The sequence below is a fragment of the Vreelandella titanicae BH1 genome, from assembly GCF_000336575.1.
Lineage (GTDB): Bacteria > Pseudomonadota > Gammaproteobacteria > Pseudomonadales > Halomonadaceae > Vreelandella > Vreelandella titanicae.
This window is the reverse complement of the sequence record NZ_AOPO01000001.1, coordinates 747,437-762,965: the sequence shown is the minus strand read 5'-3', so window position 1 is coordinate 762,965 and position 15,529 is coordinate 747,437. Positions and strand designations below refer to the sequence as shown.

Below are 15,529 nucleotides of genomic sequence, written 5' to 3'. Positions count from 1 at the left end.
GCTAGCCCTTAGTAAGTTCCTTGATCGACATCGGCACCCTGTGGGTCGCAGGTCTCCAACGCCGCTATCAACGCAGCTGGCGTAGCTCCGGACGCCACCTTGAGGTCACAAAAACCCAGTATGCCAGCCAGTGTAGCCAAACGGCGACTGGAAACGATTAGCGGTTGGTTCAAGGCCGCCTGATTGCACCATTTTGCCAGATGTTCCAGCAGTTCGCTGCTGGTGACGATCAACGCCCGGTAATTACCTGAACAAAGGCGCGTTTGCAGAGCGGGTTCAAGGGGGTGAAACGTGCGTCGATACACCGCTACGCGAGTCACCTGCGCGCCCCGCTCAGCAAGCGTTTCAGCGAGCAGCGGGCGGCCACCTTCTCCCGCCACCAGTAGAATACGCTGGTGCCCTAACTGTTGAAGCGAGGCAAGCGCAAGCAGTGCTTCGCTGGTATCTTCACCTGCACTGGGCGCAGGCACATGCACACGTACGCCCAACTGATCATAAAGCGTTGCCGCGGTGGCGCTGCCAACGCTGTAGTAGTCAATGCCAATGGGCAGCTGTGGCCAGAAGCGATCCAGCGCTTCACTTAAGCAAGTGGCCGCAAAGGGGCTGATGACTATTATCTTATGGTACTGATCAATATCCAGCCAGATACGCCGCATTTCAGGGGTTTCTAGTAAGGCTTCGAGTTGCATCACGTTGAGTGATTCAACGCTCTCGCCTCGCTCGCGCAGAGCAGCAGCCAGTGCTTCACCGCGCTCGCCAGGGCGGCAGATCAGTACCGGTTGGCTCATATGGCGCGGCCGTAAACCTCAGCCAAAATATCGCCAGCGCCTTGGTCGAGCAGCTCTTCGGCAATGCGAATGCCCAGCGCTTCGGGCTCATGCATCGAACCACGGCCTTCGGCGCGCAGCACTTCGGTGCCCTCTGGGTTGCCCACTAAGCCGCGTAGCCAAAGGGTTTCATTTTCAATATCCAGCACCGCGTGGCCCGCAATAGGCACTTGGCAGCCGCCCTCTAAGCGCGTGTTCATGGCCCGTTCGGCGCGCACACGCGTCGCGGTATCCGCGTCATCCAGCGGGGCTAGCAAGGCAATCAGCTCGGGGTCATGCAGGCGGCACTCAATGCCTAGGGCTCCTTGGCCGCAGGCGGGCAGGCACACTTCCGGCGGCAGTGCCTGGGCAATCCGCTCATCCAAGCCCAACCGCTTAAGGCCTGAGGTCGCCAGGATGATGGCGTCAAATTCTCCCGCGTCTAATTTACCTAGCCGCGTTTGTACGTTGCCGCGCAAGTTGAGAATTTGCAGGTCGGGGCGGGCTTCACGCATCTGCAGGCCACGGCGTAAGCTGGCGGTGCCAATTCGTGCCCCTTCGGGAAGCTCATCAATGCTAGAGTAGTGGTTGGATACAAACGCATCGGTAGGGTCGGCCCCCTCTAGGATGACCGACAGGCCCAGCCCTTCGGGGAAGAGCATGGGTACATCTTTCATCGAGTGGACGGCAATATCGGCACGGCCATCGAGCATGGCGTCTTCCAGCTCTTTAACGAACAGCCCTTTACCGCCAATTTTTGAAAGCGGTGTATCGAGAATTTTGTCGCCCTTGGTAGACAGAGCTACAAGCTCGACCTCAAGGCCGCTGTGAGCCGCCATTAAGCGGTCACGAACGTACTCAGCCTGCCACATGGCCAGTTGGCTTTTACGCGTGGCAATGCGCAGTTTGGTGATTGATAGCACGTTATTCTCCCTATACCGCAGACACGGCGAGTCAAGCTATGATAAGTGTCATCATAAAGCACCGAGCGCCACAGTAAAAATAACGGAACTGATTAGGCGCCCGTAACGTGCTTTATCCGTCCCCCTAGGAAATTGTATGTCCTCAGTGTTACCCCGCGGCCAGCTTGACCAGTTTTTCCTGCTTTCACGGGATCTGTTCTGCTGTATCGACTTTAAAGGCACGCTGCTGCAAGTCAATCCAGCCTTCGAGACGCTGCTGGGATATACCTCTGAACAGTTAATCGGGCGTTCCTGTGGTGTCGTCATTAACCCCCTTGACCACCCGGTGATCGAACGGGCGTTACAGCGAGTGCATCAAGGCGAAAAGGTCATTCCTTTTGAGGTGCGCGCTGTTTCCGCAACCGGCAAGCAGCACTGGTTAGAAATTTCGCCGTCGTTGGGGGAGGACGTGATTTACGTAATCGCCCGGGTGATTACGCGGCGTAAAGCTAGCGAACAACAGCTAAAATTATTGGAGCGTAGCGTTGAATCAAGCACCAATGGTGTTCTTATTGTCGATGCTCAGAGCAGCGATCTGCCTCTGGTTTACGTCAACGCTGCCTTTGAACGCATTACCGGCTATTCGCGCAACCAGGCACTGGGGCGTAACTGCCGTTTCCTACAGGGGGAAGAGACCGATCCCGCCACCGTCAAGCAGCTACAGGTAGGGATTACCGAGCAGCGTGAAGTACACGTGGTCATCCGTAACTATCGGCATGACGGCACGGTTTTTTGGAACGACTTGCACATTTCACCTGTACGCGATGAGAACGGCCAAGTGACCCACTTTGTCGGCGTACAGAATGATATCTCTGAACAGCGCGAATATCAGGCTCAACTCGACCATAACGCCCATCACGACGCCTTGACCGGGCTGCCCAACCGCTTGTTACTTGGTCAGCGCTTGGAAGAGGGGGGCGTGATGGCGCGCCGCTACCATCGCTATATAGCCGTGCTGTTTATTGACCTGGACGATTTTAAGCCGATCAACGATACCTTGGGCCATGAAGTGGGCGACTTTATTCTGGTTGAAGTGGCCAGGCGGTTGGAGAATGAACTGCGCCCCTGGGACACCGTCGCGCGTTTTGGCAGCGATGAGTTTGTGGTGTTGTTGCCGGATCTAGCCCATCAGGACGATGTTATACAGGTGGTCGAGCGGGTTCTCCAGGGGCTTTCGCCGCCCTACTGGTACCGCGACAGCGAGCTGCGCATCACCGCCAGTATCGGGATTGCCATCAATGACGGCAGCATGGACAACCCCCGCCAGCTTATTCAGCAGGCGGATTTGGCCATGTATAAAGCCAAGCGGCGCGGGCGTAATACCTACCACTGGTATACCGAAGACTTGAATCGCAAAGTGAGCGAAAGGGTGAGCTTGCGCAGCGCACTACAGCAAGCCATTGAACAGCAGCAGTTCGAACTGCATTACCAGCCGCAAATTCATGCGCCCAGTGGTCGCGTGGTGGGGGTGGAAGCACTAATCCGCTGGCAGCACCCTGAGCGCGGCAATATTCCGCCCTCTGATTTTATCAGCCTTGCCGAGGATACTGGTCAGATCATACCTATCAGCGAGTGGGTGCTGGCCACCGCTTGTCGCGATGCCCAGCAGCTTAATGGCCTAGGGTTGGGTGAGATCACCATGGCAGTCAATATCTCGCCGATGCAGTTTCAACGTCCCGGCTTTTTCGCCTCCATTGAGCAGGTGCTGGCGAGCAGTGGTTTAAGGCCAGCGCTATTGGAGTTAGAGCTCACCGAAAGCGTCCTGATGGAGAGTGCCGAGCAAGCCATCCAGGCGTTAAAGCATTTGCGTGCCCTGGGGGTTCAGATAGCGTTAGACGACTTTGGCACCGGCTTCTCTAGTCTCAGCTACTTAAAGCGGCTGCCGATTAATCGCATCAAGATTGACCGCTCCTTTGTGCGCGACGTGATCTCTGACCGCCACGATGCTGCGATTATCGAAGGCGTAGTCGCTATGGCGGGAAAGATGGGGCTTGAGGTATTGGTCGAAGGCGTCGAGACGGCAGAGCAGTTTGGCTACCTGCTAAAGCGCCACTGTGACTACTATCAAGGCTACTTCTTTGCTCGCCCCATGCCCCTCGGTGCCCTGCGCGAGTTTTTGCACCAGCCCCCTGCCGTCATAACGTCTCTCTGTTAGCTGACGCATAAGTAAAAACGGCGTGCCGCTGACCGGGGCGACTCTGGTACACTTTCTGCTAACGACTCCTTTGTTTTGTTAGCAGGATATATCTTCGATGAGCCAAGCCACGAATCAGTCTTGGGGCGGTCGCTTTAGCGAGCCCACCGATGCCTTTGTTGCACGCTTCACCGCGTCGGTTAATTTCGACCAGCGACTGGCCCCCCAGGACATCCAGGGTTCCATTGCCCACGCCACCATGCTTGCTCGGGTAGGCGTGCTGACCGATGAAGAACGCGATGCGATTATTAACGGCCTGAACGAGATACAGGGCGAAATCGAGCGCGGTGAATTTAACTGGTCGGTGCCGCTTGAAGATGTGCATATGAACATCGAAGCGCGGCTGACCGAAAAGATCGGCATTACCGGTAAAAAACTCCACACCGGGCGCTCGCGCAACGACCAGGTCGCCACCGATATTCGCCTGTTTATGCGCGATGAGATCGATGTTATTGAAGTAGAACTCAAGCGCCTGCGCGAAGGTATGATTGAGCTGGCCGATCGTGAAGCTGAAACCATTATGCCCGGCTTTACCCATCTGCAAACCGCCCAGCCGGTCACCTTTGGTCATCATATTCTGGCTTGGCAGGAGATGCTGGCTCGTGACCATGAGCGCCTGCTGGACTGCCGCAAGCGTGTCAACGTCATGCCGCTGGGCGCCGCGGCGCTGGCGGGCACTACCTATCCCATCGACCGCCACGTCACCGCAGAGCTGTTAGGCTTTGACCGCCCCACGGAGAACTCCCTGGACGCCGTCTCGGATCGTGACTTCGCTATTGAATTCACCAGCTTTGCCAGCATCCTATTGATGCACCTGTCGCGCATGAGCGAAGAACTGGTGCTGTGGACCAGCGCCCAGTTCAACTTTATCGACCTGCCCGACCGTTTCTGCACCGGCTCATCCATCATGCCGCAGAAGAAAAACCCTGACGTGCCGGAACTGGTGCGCGGCAAAACCGGTCGTGTTTATGGCCACCTGATGTCGCTGTTAACGCTGATGAAATCGCAACCGTTGGCCTACAACAAAGACAACCAGGAAGATAAAGAGCCGCTGTTCGATGCCGTGGATACCGTGCGCGACTGCCTGAAAGCCTTCGCCGATATGGTGCCCGCTATTGAGCCCAAAAAAGCCAGCATGTATGAAGCGGCGCGGCGTGGTTTCTCCACCGCGACGGACTTGGCTGACTACTTGGTGCGCAAAGGCGTGGCCTTTCGTGATGCCCACGAAATCGTCGGCCAGTCGGTGGCTTATGGCCTAAAAAGTGAAAAAGACCTTTCTGAAATGAGCCTGGAAGAGCTCCAGCAGTTCTCCGCTACCATCGAGCAGGATGTGTTCGAGGTATTGACTCTGGAAGGCTCGGTCGCCGCCCGTAACCACATTGGTGGCACGGCTCCCAACCAGGTGCGGGCGGCCGCCCAGCGAGCGCGTGAGGCGTTGGCCGCGCTCAAGGCGGGCGCATGAAAACGCTGGCAATCATCGCTCTTACAGCGCTGCTGTTAACCGCGGTTACTGCCTGTGGGCAAAAGGGGCCGCTTTATCTGCCGGACAATGCACCCGCTGACGAGCAATCTACCCAGTCGTCTGACCAGCCCTCTGAATAGATAGCCGCAGGCCCAGGAGAAGGGGAGAGCCCTATGGATTATTTTAACTACCGCGATGGCGTGCTATACGCCGAAGATGTGCCGCTGTCACGGATTGCCGACGAGTACGGCACGCCCTGCTACGTCTACTCAAAAGCGACCTTTGAGCGCCACTTTCGTGCCTACACCGAAGCACTGGGCGGCCATCCGCACTTGATCTGTTACGCGGTGAAGGCCAACTCCAATCTGGCTGTGCTAGGCCTGTTAGCCAAGCTGGGTGCGGGGTTCGATATTGTCTCTATCGGTGAGCTTGAGCGGGTGCTAAAAGCCGGTGGCGACCCGGCGAAAGTAGTGTTTTCGGGCGTTGCCAAGCAACCCCATGAAATGGTTCGTGCGCTGGACGTGGGCATTAAGTGCTTTAACGTTGAGTCACGCCCCGAACTTGAGCGCTTGAATCGTGTCGCCGGTGAGTTGGGGAAAATTGCCCCGGTCTCATTGCGGGTCAACCCAGACGTGGATGCGGGTACTCATCCGTATATCTCCACTGGTTTGAAGGATAATAAGTTCGGCATCCCGGTGGATGAAGCGTTGGCGGTTTACGAACTAGCCGCAAGCCTGCCCAATTTGCAGGTGAAGGGGCTCGACTGCCACATCGGTTCACAGCTAACTGAAACCGCACCCTTCCTGGATGCCCTTGATCGCTTACTGGTGCTTATGGAGCGGCTGCGTGAGCGGGGCATCGAAATCGAGCACCTTGATTTAGGTGGCGGTTTAGGCGTGCCTTACCGCGATGAAAAACCGCCCCAGCCGTTTGATTACGCTAGCCAACTGTTGGCGCGGCTTTCGCGTTGGGAAGGTGGCGAAGCGCTTACGTTGCTGTTTGAACCCGGTCGCTCCATCGCCGCCAATGCGGGTGTCATGCTCACTCGGGTAGAGTTTCTCAAGCCTGGAGAGACCAAGAACTTCGCCATTGTCGATGCGGCCATGAATGACCTGATTCGCCCGGCGCTGTACCAGGCCTGGCAGGCGATTGTGCCGGTGGATACTCGTCAAACACGCGAAAGCGCCCTTTACGACGTAGTGGGCCCAGTGTGTGAAACGGGTGACTTCCTGGGTAAGGAACGCGAGCTGGCGATTACCGAAGGCGATCTTTTGGCGGTGCGCTCGGCGGGGGCCTACGGTTTTGTTATGGCGTCGAACTATAACAGTCGCCCTCGCGCCGCCGAGTTAATGGTTGATGGCGACAGCTGCCATGTGGTGCGCGCGCGGGAAACCGTTGCCAGTCTGTGGGCGGGTGAAGCGCTGCTGCCCGAAGGGGGGCGTTGATGCTGTTACACTTCACCAAAATGCATGGCCTGGGTAATGACTTTGTCATGGTGGATCTAGTCACTCAGCGCGCCCGGTTGGACGAAGCTCAGATTCGTGCACTGGCAGACCGGCGTTTCGGCATTGGCTTTGATCAGTTGTTGCTCGTCGAACCGCCCCGGGATCCAGAGATGGATTTTCGCTACCGCATTTACAATGCTGACGGCAGTGAAGTGGAAAATTGTGGCAACGGTGCACGCTGCTTTGCCCGCTTCGTGCGCGATCAGCGATTGACCCACAAGCATGAAATCCACGTAGAAACCGCCGGGGGCCCGTTGGTGCTGACCGTGCAGCACGACGGTATGGTGCGAGTGGATATGGGCCGCCCGCGGTTTAGCCCTTTGGCGCTGCCGTTCGATGCCCCTGGGGATCAACCCCTGCATCAGTTACAAGTGGGTGATGAAACGCTGCAGATCGGCGTGGTCTCTATGGGAAACCCACATGCTGTGATGCAGGTTGAGAACGTTGATAGCGCCCCGGTGGAGCGCCTCGGGCCGTTGGTAGAGGCGCATCCGCGTTTTCCCAAGCGTGTTAACGTGGGCTTTATGCAGGTACTCTCGCCCAGTGAAATTCGTTTGCGTGTGTATGAGCGCGGCAGTGGCGAAACGCTGGCCTGCGGTACCGGTGCCTGCGCTGCAGTGGCCAGCGGTATTCGCCAGGGGCTGCTAAAAAGCCCCGTAAAAGTCCATTTACCCGGTGGAGAGCTCAGCATTGAGTGGCCTGACCCTGAAGGGGCGCTAACGATGGTGGGGCCAGCTACACGCGTCTTCGATGGCCGCGTAGCACTTAATTAATTCGAGGAGAACGGCGATGTCACAAGCCCCTGAACCCCGCAAAACGCTCGAGCCTGATCAAGTGGCGTTCTGGCTGGCGCGTCATCCCGATTTTTTCGTCGGTCGTGAAGGGTTACTGCAGCAGCTGCAGGTGCCCCACCCGCATATCGACGGGGCGGTGTCACTGCTAGAACGCTTGGTGTTAGACCTGCGCAAGCGCGCGGAAACCGCCGAGGGCCGCCTGGAGCACCTGCTGGAAACCGCTCGCCATAACGAGTCCCAGTACCGCCGGCTGCGGGAAACGTTGATAGCCCTGGTGGAAGCGCCGGATCGCGATGCGCTGGCGCAAGCATTGGCCACTCAGCTTAGCGAGCGCTTTGAAACCCCGGCCATGGCGCTGTGGTGTCCGGCCACGTTAAGCGATAGTGAACCGACGCCGCCTCAACCGCCACGGCACGTGCTTGATCAACATGCCAGCACACGGCTGTCGGCGCTGCTGGATGGCCGCACTAGCCGCTGTGTGAAGCTTAGCGTCAGCGACTGGAAGTGCTTGCTGCCCCATGTCAAAGCGCCGCGCAAAGCCGGTTCCTGTGCGATTTCACGGCTCTCGGCGGGTGACCCTTTGGGCTATTTGCTGCTGGCCAGCCCCAGCCCTGACGCCTATCGGGCCAGCATGGATACGCTGTTCACTGAGTACTTGGGTGATATCGTCGCGCGCCTGCTGGTGCGCCTGGGCGACTATGGCTGAAGCTCTTCCAACGGAAATAACGATAGCCAAGCGCGTTGAGGCTTTTTTAGCGGCGCTGGCATACCATGCTAGCCCTGCCACGGTGGCGGCTTATCAGCATGATTTGGCCGCACTGTGTAACTTCACCGAGCGACGCGATGTGACAAATCCTGCAGCGTTAGATACCGCTCTGCTGAGGGCTTTTCTGGGGTCGGAGCGTAGCCGGGGGCTGGCGCCTAGAAGCCTTGCCCGGCGGCGGGCGGCACTTTCCCGCTTCGCCGATTACCTGGTCAAGCAGGGTGTGCTGGTCGATAACCCGGTGGGACTACTGCGTACGCCCAAACAGCCCAGCCACCTGCCGCGCCCGGTGGATGTCGATGCCCTGGCGCGCTTTCTCGATACCCCCCACGATGGCTCGCCGCTGGGCGTGCGAGATCAGGCTATTCTTGAACTGTTTTACTCCAGTGGCCTGCGCTTAGCGGAGCTGGCGGCGCTTGATTTGGGCGATTTGCAGAATAGCCGGGTAAGGGTGATCGGCAAAGGCGGCAAGCCGCGTCAGGTGCCGGTAGGGCGCCGCGCCCAGCAGGCGCTGGCTGAGTGGCTGGGATGTCGCTCAGCGCTGGCACCTATTACTGAGCAGGCGCTATTTGTGGGCCAGCGCGGGCAGCGCTTGGGCCATCGTGCCATTCAAAAGCGTTTAGCTCAGCTGTCGATTGCCCGTGGCTTGCCCGAACACCTGCACCCGCACCGTTTGCGGCACTCCTTTGCCAGTCACCTGTTGGAGTCGAGCCAGGATCTGCGCGCCGTGCAAGAGCTGTTGGGGCACGCCAATCTATCGACCACGCAAATCTACACCCGGCTTGATTGGCAGCATCTGGCGACCAGCTACGACGCAGCGCACCCCCGTGCTAAACGAGGCCCCAACGACAGTAAGAATAGCCCCAGGAGCAAACCATGACGATGCTGCAGGCCATTACCTTCGATTTGGACGACACCCTATGGGACAACCACGGAGTCATGGCGCGTACCGAAGAGGGCCACTACCGCTGGCTACTGGAGGCACTTGAGGCATGGCGAGCGGCACGCCAGGAAACAGCGCTGGCGTTATCCCACGAAAGCGGCGGGCTGGATTATCTGCAGCGCCGTCAACAGTTGGCAAAAGAGGTGCCCGAACGGCGCGGCGACTTCACTTGGCTACGTTTGCGCTCACTGGAGGCCCAGTTAGAACACGCAGGTCTGCACCGCAGTGCTGCGTTGATGTGGGCAGCAGCAGCGATGAATGAGTTTCACCGCCTGCGCGTGCAGGTCACGCCCCATCCAGAAGCGGCCGGACTGCTGGCTGCCCTGGCAGAGCGCTATCAGTTGGCGGCGATCACCAACGGTAATATTCATCTTCAACGTCAGCCGCTGGCTGGCTACTTTCCGGTGGCCATTGCCGCGGGCGAGTTACTGGCGCCCAAGCCTGATCCGATGCCGTTCCTCACCGCGCTGTCGCGCTTAAACGTCGCCCCCGAGTGCGCTATGCACGTGGGCGATTCGTGGCAGGAGGACGTGCTCCCTGCCCAGCAGCTGGGCATGCACGCGGTATGGATTTCTGAAACAGAGGATCAGCCGCTCCCCCCGCGTGTGCATCGTATTGCCCATATTAAAGAGCTGCCCAGCATTCTCGAGAAGTTAGAGGCGCATCATTCTGGCGGTGTATACAGCCACTGATTGAGTTTCTGGGACAGCGTATCGACGCCGTCGCGCTTGAGTGAAGAGAACAGCTGAACAGAGACGAGGTCTTCCCACTCTTTCAAGCGTGAGCGCACTTTTTGCAACGCAGCGCTGGCAGGGCCTTTTTTCAGTTTGTCGGCTTTGGTGAGCAAAATATGCACCGGCATGCCGCGCTGGTCAGCATAATCGAGCATCATTTGGTCGAACTCGGTGAGCGGGTGGCGCACGTCCATTAGCAGTACTAAGCCGCGTAGACTGAAACGGTTGCGCAGGTACTCGGCTAGGTGCTTTTGCCACTCTAGCTTGACCGCCTCCGGCACCTTGGCGTAACCGTAGCCGGGTAGGTCGACCAAACGCCGCGACTCGTCGTTCATAACGCTGAAAAAGTTGATCAGTTGGGTGCGCCCCGGTGTGCGCGAGGTGCGCGCTAACGCATTTTGTTGCGTTAATGCGTTGATAGCACTGGATTTGCCCGCGTTTGAACGCCCGGCAAAGGCTACTTCTGCGCCGGTATCATCCGGGCACAGGGCCAGGGTGGGGGCGCTGATAAGAAAACTTGCCGTCGGGTAGTTCAGCCGAGGGACTGGGCTATCATGGGGGGTAGTCATTGGGTTGATCCTGAAAAACGAACATAAAAGCGGCCTACTCTGCGCACTATCACCTCTCTATCGCTTCGATAAAGTAGAACGCATGATAGCGACTCATGATAGAGAATTGAGAGCAGTACCGCGACGAATTACCCCTAAAGCAGTCCAGCACTTGCATTCCCGCCGCTGGGGTGATTCGTTATAATGCAAGCGGTTTATATCTGCGACCTGGGGCGCTAGTGTACCATCGCGATACGTTGTTGGTATTAGCGAAGGTTGGTATTGGCGGAGCTAACCCTGGTAACTTGTGAAACCTGGGAAGCGCCCAGGGTGCGTACCAGTCAAACATAAAACGGCATAGTGGAATAGCAATGAGAAAGTTACTGGCAAGCCTAGCAATTACCATGGGCGCCGTTGGCATCGCCCACGCTCAAACGGACTATCAAGCTGATGCTGACGCATCCGCTGGCCAGGAAATGGCCCAGACCTGTGCCGCCTGTCATGGGCAACAGGGCATTAGCCCATCGGGCGCTTTCCCTAATCTAGCGGGTCAGCAGATGTCCTATCTGGCGAAACAGATTATGGATATCCGCGACGGCAACCGCATGGTTCCCCAAATGGCCGGCCAAGTGGATGACTTCTCCGACCAGGATGCCTGGGATGTGGCAGCACACTTTGCGCGCCAGGATGCCAACTTGGGCCAGACCAGCGACGAAGACGCTGAGTTGCTGGCTCGCGGTGAAGAGCTTTACCGCGCTGGTGATATGTCCAAGGGCATTCCTGCCTGTTCAGCCTGCCATACGCCAACGGGTGTCGGTATCGGCAGCGCCGTTTACCCCGGTCTATCTGGGCAGCACGCTCAGTACACGGTCTCAACGTTGCAGGCATTCGCGTCAGGCGATCGTAACAATAGCCCCAATAACATCATGGGCGACATCGCTTCAAAAATGAGCGACAACGATATGGAAGCAGTGGCTAATTATGTGCTGGGTTTGAACTAAGGTTGTCAATAAGCGCGTTTAAAACCAGCAATCGATAGCCTAAACACTTCCTTATGCCGTTTGCGGGCCCTCACTAGGCAACGTTCGCTAGCTGAGGGAACCCGCTGGCTTATCAACGGTCTCACTCCCCGCTTACCCACGGAGAAACTTACACGATGTCTAATATGTTCAAAACGCTAATGGTTGCAGTGGCAGGTTTGGGGCTTTCTGCGGCAGTGAGTGCCCAGGAAGTGGTTGAAGGCCAACATTATGAGCTGCTTGAAACGCCGGTAGAAACCCAGGTTGATGACGGGCAAATTGAAGTCACCGAAGTATTTTGGTTTGGCTGCCCGCACTGCTACCGCCTGCAAACGCCGATTAATGAGTGGTACGAGACCCTGGACGATGACGTTAGTGTCGTCAAAATGCCCGCCACCATGGGTGGGGATTGGAATACCCACGCTACAGCATTCTATGCAGCTGAGTCGCTGGGTATCGAAGAGGAGCTACACGCCGACTTCTTTAACGCCATTCATCAGGAAAATCAGTCGCTCACAGAGCCCGATGAGATTGCTGCTTTCTTTGCCAACTACGGCGTCAGCGAAGAAGAGGCCAAGCAAGCGCTGACTGACTTTGGTGTGCGTAGCGAAGTGAATGATGCCAATAACCGTATGCGCAAAATGAAGTTAATGGGTGTGCCTGCCCTGGTGATTGATGGCCGTTTTCTGGTGACGCCGAGCTCAGCCGGTAGCCTGGAAAACATGCCGAAAGTCGCTGAAGCGTTGGTTGAGCAGGTGCGTGAAGAGCGCACAGAGTAACCGTGTTGCGTGAAGCGAGGGAGCGTGACACAACAGCCATCAATGGCTCACGCTCGACGCTGTTTGAAGATGGGCACTTGCGTTTGCTGACCTTTAATTTGCAGGTGGGCATCCAGACCTCGGCGTACCATCACTATCTTACGCGCAGTTGGCAGCACCTACTGCCCAACCCGCGTCGCCAGAAGCGGCTGGACGTGATGGGCGAAGTGCTGAGCAAGTTTGACGTGGTGGGGCTGCAAGAGGTCGATGGCGGTAGTTTTCGCTCAAGCCGCGTCAATCAGGTGGAGTATCTCGCTGCCCAAGCGGGGTTTCCCCATCATGTTCAGCAGCTCAATCGCAATCTGGGGCACATTGCCCAGCACAGTAACGGTTTACTCTCGCGCTTGGTACCCAGCCAAATAGAAGAGCACCGTTTGCCGGGGGCAATGCCAGGGCGCGGTGCGATTCACGCCCGCTTTGGCGAAGGGCCTGATGCGCTGCATATCTTTGTTGCCCACCTGGCGCTAAGCCACCGCGGCCGGGTGCGTCAGCTCAACTACTTAAGCGATATTATTCAACCACTGCGCCACGTGGTGGTCATGGGGGATCTCAACTGCACCCCTGACCAACTGCACGCTCACGAGCGTTTTAGTGCGTCGCTACCGCTGCACCCGGTTAAACCCCTGTTCAGTTACCCCTCCTGGCAGCCGCGCCATGCGTTGGATCATATTCTGCTTTCGCAATCGTTAGAGGCCGCCGAAGTGCGGGTGCTGGATCATCTCTTCTCTGACCACCTGCCGATTGCTGTCGATTTACCCTTGCCCGAGGCCTGTTTAGCGGCAATTCGTTCAAGCGTTTAATAATAAGCACGCTGTGCACTCCGTGAGCGCTGCATTGTCCGCGTATATGCGCTATTGTCTGGGACGCTGATCCCCTTAGCCGTTTTACGCGAGACACTCCCATGTCGGACACAACACAACTACCTGCTTTTATTGGTGCGCTGGACCGCGCTTCCGAATGGTTCGGGCGTACCCTTGCGTGGCTGATCATCCTTATGATGTTGATTCAGTTCGCGATTGTACTGCTTCGCTATGCCTTCAGTGTGAATAGCATCTTCATGCAAGAACTAGTGATGTATATGCACGCCAGCGTGTTTATGCTCGCTGCCGCCTATACGTTTCGCCACGACGGCCACGTGCGGGTGGATATCTTCTATCGAGGCATGACCCCGCGTCGCCAGGCGTTAATCAATGTGGTGGGCATTATCACGCTATTGATTCCAGTGATGGTCTTTATCATCGCTTCCAGTCTGGGCTACGTGGCCAACTCCTGGCGTATTCTGGAGACCTCCTCCGATTACGGCGGTATTCCGGCAGTCTACGCTCTGAAAACCTTGATACCGTTGTTTGCCGTGCTGATGATCGTGCAAGGCGTGATTGAAATTGTGCGCAATGGCTACGTGATGACCGGGCGGATAACGCCGGGAGCTGCTGGTGGCAATCACCTTGAGGAGCGTGTTTGATGCTGGAATTTATGCCAGTTATTTTATTTGCCGTTATCTGTATTGTGTTGATGTTCGGCTTTCCCGTGGCGCTTTCGCTGGCGGGCACGGCGCTGCTGTTTGCCGGAATGGGACTCGGGTTGGAAGCCATCGGTATCGACGCTAACTTTGATAGTGGCTATCTTGCCGCCTTGCCCAACCGGCTCTACGGCATAATGACCAACCAAACGCTGTTGGCGGTGCCGCTATTTGTCTTGATGGGCGTGTTGCTGGAAAAATCCAAAGTGGCTGAGACGCTGCTGGATGCCATGGCTCTGCTGTTTGGTGCCATGCGCGGTGGCCTGGGTATTTCGGTGACCCTGGTGGGTATGCTGATGGCTGCCTCTACCGGTATTGTGGGGGCCACGGTGGTCACCATGGGGCTGATGTCGCTTCCCACCATGCTAAAGCGTGGCTACAGCACCTCGTTGGCAACCGGCACCATCTGCGCCACCGGCACTCTGGGGCAGATTATTCCGCCTTCCATTGCCTTGGTACTGCTTGGTGATGTGCTGTCATCGGCGTATCAGCAGGCGCAGTTGGATATGGGTATCTTCAGCCCTAAAACGGTCTCCGTGGGCGACCTGTTTATGGGCGCGCTGGTGCCTGGGCTACTTCTGGTCGTGATGTACATGGTCTATGTGGCCCTGGTGGCCTGGTTGCGTCCGCATATGGCGCCTGCTGCCGACCGTGAAGAGTTGATGGCCGAGCTTGGTCATACCTCAGGGATTGGCATGCTACTGCTCAAAGGGTTGGTGCCACCGGTGGTGCTGATTGTGGCGGTACTGGGCTCGATTCTTAGTGGTTTTGCCACGCCGACCGAGGCCTCAGCGGTAGGCGCCTTCGGCGCTTTAGTGCTGGCGCTGGCTTATCGTCAGCTCGATTGGGCGACGTTGAAGGACGTGCTGCGTTCGACCACTCACGTGACTACCATGGTGTTTTTGATCCTGATCGGTGCAGCGCTGTTTTCGCTGGTGTTTCGTGCTTACGGCGGCGAACACATGGTGACCGAACTGTTCGAGGGTATGCCTGGTGGGGTGGTCGGCGCGACGATCATCGTTATGCTGGTGATCTTTTTGCTCGGCTTTATTCTCGACTTTATCGAAATCACCTTTGTGGTGGTGCCCATTGTCGGGCCGATCTTGCTTGCCATGGGCCTTGACCCGATTTGGCTGGGCATCATGATCGCGATTAACCTACAAACGTCGTTCTTAACGCCGCCGTTCGGCTTTGCGCTGTTCTATCTGCGTGGCGTAGCGCCGCCATCTGTATCTACCTCGGCTATTTACCGTGGCGTTATCCCGTTTATCCTAATGCAACTGGGTATGTTGCTGATGCTAACGTTCTTCCCGCAGTTGGCAACGTGGCTGCCAGCGCAGTTTGGCTAATAAAGGGTTAGTTGAAAAACATCGCTGCTATCAACGTTAAGAAGTGGCAACCTAATTAATAAGCAGTAAATAGCCATTAATGGCCTGAAGTAAACCGCCTAGTGTTCTACGCT

General features: G+C 57.1%; 16 protein-coding genes. 13 read left to right on the top strand and 3 right to left on the bottom strand.

Features of this window, described 5'->3' with window-relative positions; all coding sequences use genetic code 11:
• Nucleotides 1-8 precede the first annotated feature (8 nt).
• On the bottom strand, nt 9-788 hold the full coding sequence (locus tag HALTITAN_RS03310; RefSeq protein WP_009286233.1) for a uroporphyrinogen-III synthase: 780 nt from the start codon (nt 786-788) through the stop codon (nt 9-11).
• Nucleotides 785-1,729 (bottom strand): hydroxymethylbilane synthase, encoded by a 945-nt coding sequence (gene hemC, locus HALTITAN_RS03305; RefSeq protein ID WP_009286232.1) that lies wholly within the window; start codon nt 1,727-1,729, stop codon nt 785-787. The genes HALTITAN_RS03310 and hemC overlap by 4 nt, the downstream gene beginning before the upstream one ends.
• 136 nt (nt 1,730-1,865) lie before the next feature.
• Here hemC and HALTITAN_RS03300 point away from each other — a divergent pair, with 136 nt between their 5' ends.
• The 8 genes from HALTITAN_RS03300 to HALTITAN_RS03270 all read left to right on the top strand — a co-directional run bounded on the left by HALTITAN_RS03300 (nt 1,866) and on the right by HALTITAN_RS03270 (nt 10,121).
• The gene (locus HALTITAN_RS03300) at nt 1,866-3,923 is read left to right on the top strand and encodes a putative bifunctional diguanylate cyclase/phosphodiesterase (protein ID WP_009286231.1); all 2,058 of its coding nucleotides are present in this window, start codon (nt 1,866-1,868) and stop codon (nt 3,921-3,923) included.
• A 97-nt stretch (nt 3,924-4,020) separates the two neighbouring features.
• On the top strand, nt 4,021-5,424 hold the full coding sequence (argH, locus tag HALTITAN_RS03295) for an argininosuccinate lyase (RefSeq protein ID WP_009286230.1): 1,404 nt from the start codon (nt 4,021-4,023) through the stop codon (nt 5,422-5,424).
• Entirely contained in the window at nt 5,421-5,564 is a 144-nt protein-coding gene (lptM, locus tag HALTITAN_RS25710) for an LPS translocon maturation chaperone LptM (protein ID WP_152419215.1), read from the top strand. Before argH ends, lptM begins: the two co-directional genes overlap by 4 nt.
• Nucleotides 5,565-5,597: 33 nt before the next feature.
• Nucleotides 5,598-6,869 (top strand): diaminopimelate decarboxylase, encoded by a 1,272-nt coding sequence (gene lysA / locus HALTITAN_RS03290; protein WP_009286229.1) that lies wholly within the window; start codon nt 5,598-5,600, stop codon nt 6,867-6,869.
• A complete protein-coding gene (gene dapF / locus HALTITAN_RS03285) occupies nt 6,869-7,702 on the top strand; it encodes a diaminopimelate epimerase (protein ID WP_022521222.1) in 834 nt (277 codons plus the stop codon). The genes lysA and dapF overlap by 1 nt, the downstream gene beginning before the upstream one ends.
• A gap of 16 nt (nt 7,703-7,718) precedes the next feature.
• Complete coding sequence (locus tag HALTITAN_RS03280) at nt 7,719-8,429, top strand: DUF484 family protein (protein ID WP_022521223.1); 711 nt, start codon at nt 7,719-7,721, stop codon at nt 8,427-8,429.
• Nucleotides 8,422-9,366, top strand: a complete 945-nt coding sequence (locus HALTITAN_RS03275; RefSeq protein ID WP_022521224.1) for a tyrosine recombinase XerC — start codon at nt 8,422-8,424, stop codon at nt 9,364-9,366. The genes HALTITAN_RS03280 and HALTITAN_RS03275 overlap by 8 nt, the downstream gene beginning before the upstream one ends.
• On the top strand, nt 9,363-10,121 hold the full coding sequence (locus HALTITAN_RS03270) for an HAD family hydrolase (protein WP_039857690.1): 759 nt from the start codon (nt 9,363-9,365) through the stop codon (nt 10,119-10,121). Before HALTITAN_RS03275 ends, HALTITAN_RS03270 begins: the two co-directional genes overlap by 4 nt.
• Here the strand turns inward: HALTITAN_RS03270 and yihA are convergent.
• On the bottom strand, nt 10,094-10,732 hold the full coding sequence (gene yihA / locus HALTITAN_RS03265) for a ribosome biogenesis GTP-binding protein YihA/YsxC (RefSeq protein WP_009286228.1): 639 nt from the start codon (nt 10,730-10,732) through the stop codon (nt 10,094-10,096). The two genes, HALTITAN_RS03270 and yihA, sit on opposite strands and share 28 nt — an antisense overlap.
• A 350-nt stretch (nt 10,733-11,082) precedes the next feature.
• On the opposite strand from yihA, the gene HALTITAN_RS03260 reads away from it, so the two are divergent.
• From HALTITAN_RS03260 to HALTITAN_RS03240, 5 genes are all read left to right on the top strand, one after another.
• Entirely contained in the window at nt 11,083-11,712 is a 630-nt protein-coding gene (locus HALTITAN_RS03260; protein ID WP_022521226.1) for a c-type cytochrome, read from the top strand.
• A gap of 164 nt (nt 11,713-11,876) precedes the next feature.
• On the top strand, nt 11,877-12,509 hold the full coding sequence (locus HALTITAN_RS03255) for a thiol:disulfide interchange protein DsbA/DsbL (RefSeq protein ID WP_039858044.1): 633 nt from the start codon (nt 11,877-11,879) through the stop codon (nt 12,507-12,509).
• A 5-nt stretch (nt 12,510-12,514) separates the two neighbouring features.
• Nucleotides 12,515-13,348: an endonuclease/exonuclease/phosphatase family protein gene (locus HALTITAN_RS03250; RefSeq protein ID WP_089691363.1), complete on the top strand. Its 834-nt coding sequence runs from the start codon at nt 12,515-12,517 to the stop codon at nt 13,346-13,348.
• Nucleotides 13,349-13,449: 101 nt separating this feature from the next.
• On the top strand, nt 13,450-14,010 hold the full coding sequence (locus HALTITAN_RS03245; RefSeq protein WP_009286227.1) for a TRAP transporter small permease subunit: 561 nt from the start codon (nt 13,450-13,452) through the stop codon (nt 14,008-14,010).
• Nucleotides 14,010-15,416, top strand: a complete 1,407-nt coding sequence (locus HALTITAN_RS03240; protein WP_022521229.1) for a TRAP transporter large permease — start codon at nt 14,010-14,012, stop codon at nt 15,414-15,416. The genes HALTITAN_RS03245 and HALTITAN_RS03240 overlap by 1 nt, the downstream gene beginning before the upstream one ends.
• The last annotated feature ends 113 nt before the right edge of the window (nt 15,417-15,529 follow it).

Bases quoted from the DNA above. Each gene is read 5' to 3' on its own strand.
- HALTITAN_RS03310 (WP_009286233.1), bottom strand. From the start codon at position 788: ATGAGCCAACCGGTACTGATCTGCCGCCCTGGCGAGCGCGGTGAAGCA.
- HALTITAN_RS03300 (WP_009286231.1), top strand. From the start codon at position 1,866: ATGTCCTCAGTGTTACCCCGCGGCCAGCTTGACCAGTTTTTCCTGCTT.
- argH (WP_009286230.1), top strand. From the start codon at position 4,021: ATGAGCCAAGCCACGAATCAGTCTTGGGGCGGTCGCTTTAGCGAGCCC.
- lptM (WP_152419215.1), top strand. From the start codon at position 5,421: ATGAAAACGCTGGCAATCATCGCTCTTACAGCGCTGCTGTTAACCGCG.
- lysA (WP_009286229.1), top strand. From the start codon at position 5,598: ATGGATTATTTTAACTACCGCGATGGCGTGCTATACGCCGAAGATGTG.
- dapF (WP_022521222.1), top strand. From the start codon at position 6,869: ATGCTGTTACACTTCACCAAAATGCATGGCCTGGGTAATGACTTTGTC.
- HALTITAN_RS03280 (WP_022521223.1), top strand. From the start codon at position 7,719: ATGTCACAAGCCCCTGAACCCCGCAAAACGCTCGAGCCTGATCAAGTG.
- HALTITAN_RS03275 (WP_022521224.1), top strand. From the start codon at position 8,422: ATGGCTGAAGCTCTTCCAACGGAAATAACGATAGCCAAGCGCGTTGAG.
- HALTITAN_RS03270 (WP_039857690.1), top strand. From the start codon at position 9,363: ATGACGATGCTGCAGGCCATTACCTTCGATTTGGACGACACCCTATGG.
- yihA (WP_009286228.1), bottom strand. From the start codon at position 10,732: ATGACTACCCCCCATGATAGCCCAGTCCCTCGGCTGAACTACCCGACG.
- HALTITAN_RS03260 (WP_022521226.1), top strand. From the start codon at position 11,083: ATGAGAAAGTTACTGGCAAGCCTAGCAATTACCATGGGCGCCGTTGGC.
- HALTITAN_RS03255 (WP_039858044.1), top strand. From the start codon at position 11,877: ATGTTCAAAACGCTAATGGTTGCAGTGGCAGGTTTGGGGCTTTCTGCG.
- HALTITAN_RS03245 (WP_009286227.1), top strand. From the start codon at position 13,450: ATGTCGGACACAACACAACTACCTGCTTTTATTGGTGCGCTGGACCGC.
- HALTITAN_RS03240 (WP_022521229.1), top strand. From the start codon at position 14,010: ATGCTGGAATTTATGCCAGTTATTTTATTTGCCGTTATCTGTATTGTG.